This window comes from Cytophagia bacterium CHB2 (genome assembly GCA_030263535.1).
In the GTDB taxonomy this organism is placed as follows: Bacteria; Zhuqueibacterota; Zhuqueibacteria; order Zhuqueibacterales; family Zhuqueibacteraceae; genus Coneutiohabitans.
The window spans coordinates 1-4,978 of the sequence record SZPB01000421.1; the positions used below are offsets into that span (position 1 = coordinate 1).

Annotated in this window: 3 protein-coding genes; all 3 read left to right on the plus strand. The window is 51.8% G+C overall.

Translation table 11 applies throughout. The features are described 5' to 3' along the window. Positions 1-286: 286 nt before the first annotated feature. The 3 genes from FBQ85_26360 to FBQ85_26370 all read left to right on the plus strand — a co-directional run bounded on the left by FBQ85_26360 (position 287) and on the right by FBQ85_26370 (position 4,875). Positions 287-967 (plus strand): response regulator transcription factor, encoded by a 681-nt coding sequence (locus FBQ85_26360; protein MDL1878656.1) that lies wholly within the window; start codon positions 287-289, stop codon positions 965-967. 10 nt (positions 968-977) lie between these two features. After that, a complete protein-coding gene (locus FBQ85_26365; protein ID MDL1878657.1) occupies positions 978-2,258 on the plus strand; it encodes a HAMP domain-containing histidine kinase in 1,281 nt (426 codons plus the stop codon). A 154-nt stretch (positions 2,259-2,412) separates the two neighbouring features. After that, complete coding sequence (locus FBQ85_26370; GenBank protein ID MDL1878658.1) at positions 2,413-4,875, plus strand: TonB-dependent receptor; 2,463 nt, start codon at positions 2,413-2,415, stop codon at positions 4,873-4,875. Positions 4,876-4,978: the final 103 nt, after the last annotated feature.

Sequence of the window (4,978 nt, forward strand, 5' to 3'; positions counted from 1 at the left end):
GAAGCCGGTTGGTACTGTCCGAAGGGATGGTTTTAGGCCGCGCAGGCAACAAAAGCGGTTTGTCGCGTTAATAATTGCAGATAAAACCTTCATCCACCACCGTCGGATTGCACACCATCCCCGGGCAGATTTTCGCTCTAAAATGTCGTTTCGCATAACGCAGGCCATTTTGAAATTTCACTCTGCGCTTTGCCTAATCGTGCAATTTTTCGTACACTCCACTGCCCGGGCGGCAATAAACCGTAACAAAATTCCTACAGAATTCCAGAGTACTTTTGCTTAAGCTATGAAACTCTTAATAGTCGAAGACAACCTCCATCTGGCGCGCGACATGCAGCAGTTCTTGCATGACCGCGGCTTTGTTATCGAACATGTGACAACGCTGCACGCAGCCAGCGAGAAGATTTCCACCTATCAATATGATCTCGTTATTGTTGATCTCGGCTTGCCGGACGGCAACGGCTTGCAACTCATCCGCGAAATCAAAGCCGCCGAGCTCGATTGCGGCATTCTGATTTTAACGGCAAGAGACGCGCTGGAAGAAAAAGTGCACGGCCTGGATCTGGGCGCCGATGATTACATGACCAAGCCGTTTCATCAAGCCGAGCTGAACGCGCGCATCCGCTCCATTCTGCGGCGCAACAAATTCAACCGCAGCAACGTGCTGTTGTTCGACGACGTCAAAGTCGATTTGCTCGCCTCGCAAGCTTATATTCACGAAACGCCGCTGACCTTGACCAAAAAAGAGTATGATTTGCTGCTCTACTTCCTGCAAAACCCCAATCGCATGTTGACCAAGGAAAGCATTGCGGAACACCTGTGGGGCGATCACATCGACGAGGCGGACAGCTTCGATTTTATTTACAATCACATCAAGAACCTTCGCAAAAAAATCACCAGCGCCGGCGGCAAGAACTACATTAAAGCGCTGTACGGCATGGGATACAAATTCTCAAGCGAGAGTTAGGCGGCAGAACATGGAAAACGCCCGCGCCTTCAAACTGTTATCCAAAACGACTTTCATTTATCTCATTTTCACCTTCATCGCTTTTTTCAGCAGCGCGCTGTTTCTCACGAAGGAAGCGGATGAATTCATTGAAAAGAATTTGGAAAGCCGCTTTCACAATTCTGCCAACCGAATCAAACGGCACCTCGAGGCCGGGAAGCCCTTGAGTGAGTTGTCTTCCGGCGTGCATATTCTAGCGTTGGACGAAGCGCCGCGCTCCGGAACCTTGCCGGTTATCGGCGACACGCTGATTTACAACGCCGAACAAGATCAAATGCAGCGTTTTCGCAAGAAAACCGTTTTCATGGAAACCAACGGCCGGCATTATCAAGTAACGATGTTCAAGACTGTGGAAGATTTTTTGGGGCTGCGTGATGACATCTTCGGCGCCCTGATTCCGGCGTTCGTGCTGCTGGCCGGAGCGATCGTCCTGTTCAATGTCTTTTTATCCGGTTATTTCTTTCGGCCCTTCAACAAAATTTTAGGGCTGATGAAAACTTATAAAGTCGGCAAAAAAATCAATGTAGAACGGATTGACACCAACACGATAGAATTCCGCAAAATGCAGGATTTGTATCATCAAATGATCGATCGCATCGAAGCGGATTACCGCCATCTGAAGGAATACACCGAAAACATGGCGCACGAAATGCAAACGCCGCTGGCCGTGATCCGCAACAAAACGGAAAACCTGCTCGCCCGGGAAGAGGTTATGCAGCGCCATGCTGAAACGGTGAAAATCATTTACGATGAAGCCAATCATTTGTCGAAGCTCGGCAACACGCTGAATTTGCTCACGAAAATCGAAAACGGCGAATTCGGCAATGCCGTCGAGGTCGCCACGCGCCCGGCCATTGAAAAACATATTGCTGCCATTGAAGAATTGGCGCGCTTGAAATCGTTGGAGATTGAGGCTGATCTCTCGGACACGCATCGTTTGTTCATCGATGCCTTCCTTTTCGATATTGTGTTGAAAAATTTGTTGCGCAATGCCATCAGTTATGGCGTCCCCACCGGGCCGGTTCGTTTGCACACCGACGCCGATTGCCTGACGATCAGCAACTACGGGCCGCCGCTGGACACCCCGCCTGAAAAAATCTTCGAGCGCTTTTCGAACAACCGGCACAAAAAAAACTCGCTGGGGTTGGGGCTTTCCCTGGTCAAAAAAATCTGCGAATTGAACGACCTGAGCATAGAATACCGGTATTGCGAGGGGCAGCATTGTTTCAGTGTGCGAAAGTTAAGCGCCTGAAATGCGTCGTTGCCTGCTTGTTGTCACCTCCATTACAACCTACAATAATTCTACAGATTCGTGCTGTATTGTGCGGCCGGCATGCAATCAATTGATTTCAACGCGGGTGATTTACGGCCATCTTCTTGCACGGCAACCTTAGGAATCCATTCGAATGCGAAACATTTCAATTTTAAAATTAATTCTGCTCGCTGCGTGGGCGGGAGCCGCTCTGACGCAGGAACATCCCGGCGTGATTACGGGCAGAGTTTTCGATGCGACCTCCCAAAAGCCGATTGAATATGCCAATGTCATTCTGTTTCGCCAAAGCGACAGCGCCATGGTCACGGGCGCAACCTCCCATGAAGACGGCCGTTTTAAAATCACCGCGCTTGCCCCGGGAAATTACTATGTCAACATTCAATTCATCGGCTATAAAACGCATCGCCTGGGCAATGTCGCCATCACGCCGGCAAAAACGGAGATCAACCTGGGAAAAATTTTGCTGGAACAGACAGCGTTGAACATGGAAACAGTTGAGGTGCAGGGCGAAGCGCTGGGCATGACGTATCACCTCGACAAAAAAGTGATCAATGTCAGCCGGCAAGCAACCGCGCTTTCGGGCACGGCGGTGGACGTTTTGGAAAGTGTGCCCTCGGTAACCGTGGATATTGAAGGCAATGTCAGTTTGCGCGGCAGCGGCAATTTCACGGTGTTGATCGACGGCCGGCCTTCGGTGCTGGATCCCAGCGAGGCCTTGCAGCAAATTCCGGCGGGCGCCATTGAAAACATCGAAATCGTCACCAATCCGTCCGCGAAATACGATCCCCAGGGCGCTTCCGGCATCATCAATGTTGTTTTGAAGAAGGAACGGCGCGAGGGCCGAAGCGGCATCGCCAATCTCAACGCCGGCACCGGCGACAAGTATGGCGGCGATTTTTTGTATGATTACAAGAATCACAGGTATCAAGCCACGCTGGGCCTGGATTACAACCAACGGCTGTTCAGTGGAGATGATCGTGAACAGAACGAAACGCGGCGAGAGGGCAGCGTGTCGTTTTTCGAATCCGCCGGCGTCTCCCGGCGCAAGAATATTGCGCTGGGTTTGCGCGGCGAGTTCAAGCTGAAACTCTCGCGCAAAGATTTCTTGAGCGCCGGCGGGCGTTACGGCAATCGTGATTCCCGGCGGGAAGAAGATTTGAATTATGCGGAATGGTCCGGCGCGGAAAGCGCGCGGCAGCATTACACCAGCAATAATGATCGTTTGCGCACGCGTGATTTTTTTGCGTTGAATCTCTCGTACCAGCACCACTTTGCGCCCAAAGGGCACGAGCTTTCCGCAGAACTATTCTTCAGCAGCCGTCAAGGCGACGAAACCACCACCAACGGCTTGCTCACCAGTGAAGCCATGCAAGTCAGCGGCCGGCGTTCAACTGAAGGCGGCCCCTCACGCGAAGTCCGCACCAAGCTCGATTACACGCTGGCGCTGGGTAAAAAGGCGAAGTTTGAAGCCGGCTTTCATAGCGAAATCGAGCGCGACGAGGAAAACACCGGATTGGCGGAGTATGATGCGGTGGCGGGTGATTATCTGGTGCTGCCACAGTTCAGCAATCGCACGCGCTACAATGAGGACACGCATGCGTTTTACACGCTCTACGCGAACGAATTGGGCAAACTGGGCTTTCAGGGCGGCTTGCGTGCAGAATACACCGGCCGTACGATCATTTTTTCCGGTTCGACAGAACTCACCGGAACCGGTGTGACAGGGCCTGCCGGAAACGGCGCAACGCAACCATTCACGATCGGCCGTTGGGATTACTTTCCCACATTGCATTTTTCACATCAATTCGCTGTGGGGCAACAGGCCATGGCGAGTTACACCCGCCGCATCGACCGGCCCGGAGGCGGCGATCTCGAACCATTTCAAACCTGGATCGACGCCTACAACGTTCACGTCGGCAATCCCGATCTGCTGCCGGAATATATCGACTCGTATGAGCTTGGCTATCAAACCCATCTGGGCCGCAGCTTGATTTCGCTGGAATCGTATTATCGCAAAACGCACAATCGCATCGAAGAAGTTCGTTCCGTTTATGCCGACAATATCACGCTGCATTCGGAGGCGAATATCGGCAAAGATCATGCGTTGGGCGGCGAACTGGCATTGAATGTCGATCTTCACAAAAAGTGGAACCTCAATCTCACCGGCAATCTTTATCAATATCGCATTACTGGCGCGCTTTTCGGAGAATCTTTCGCGCGCGAGAGTTTTAATTGGAACACGCGCATGAGCAACGCGGTCAAATTCAGCAAATCTCTGCAATTCCAACTTGACGGCATTTATAACAGCCCTTCGGTTTCTTCCCAGGGCCGGCGAGAGGGATATTTTACGGCGAACGCCGCGGTCAAACTCGAGATCATCGATAAACTGCTGTCTGCCACACTGCAAGTGAGAGATTTGTTCGACTCTGCCAAGCGCGAAGCCATCTCACAGGGTGCGGATTTTTATAACTACCGCTATTCCACGCGCGAGGCGCCGGTGGTAATGTTGAATCTCAAATACAATTTCAACAATTATAAAGCCGAGCGTGAGCGCCGGCAAAATGGCGAGGAACGGGAGGACGAGGAAGATAATTAATGCCCCCAACGCGAACGAGCCACGGCCCAAAAAGGGCAACCGCGAATGAGAGATAAGCGTTTATTCGGGTCCCTTCGCGGTTTGCATCGGACGGCACGAATTA

Coding starts and splice junctions, on each gene's coding strand:
- FBQ85_26360 (MDL1878656.1), top strand. CDS start 287: ATGAAACTCTTAATAGTCGAAGACAACCTCCATCTGGCGCGCGACATG.
- FBQ85_26370 (MDL1878658.1), top strand. CDS start 2,413: ATGCGAAACATTTCAATTTTAAAATTAATTCTGCTCGCTGCGTGGGCG.
- FBQ85_26365 (MDL1878657.1), top strand. CDS start 978: ATGGAAAACGCCCGCGCCTTCAAACTGTTATCCAAAACGACTTTCATT.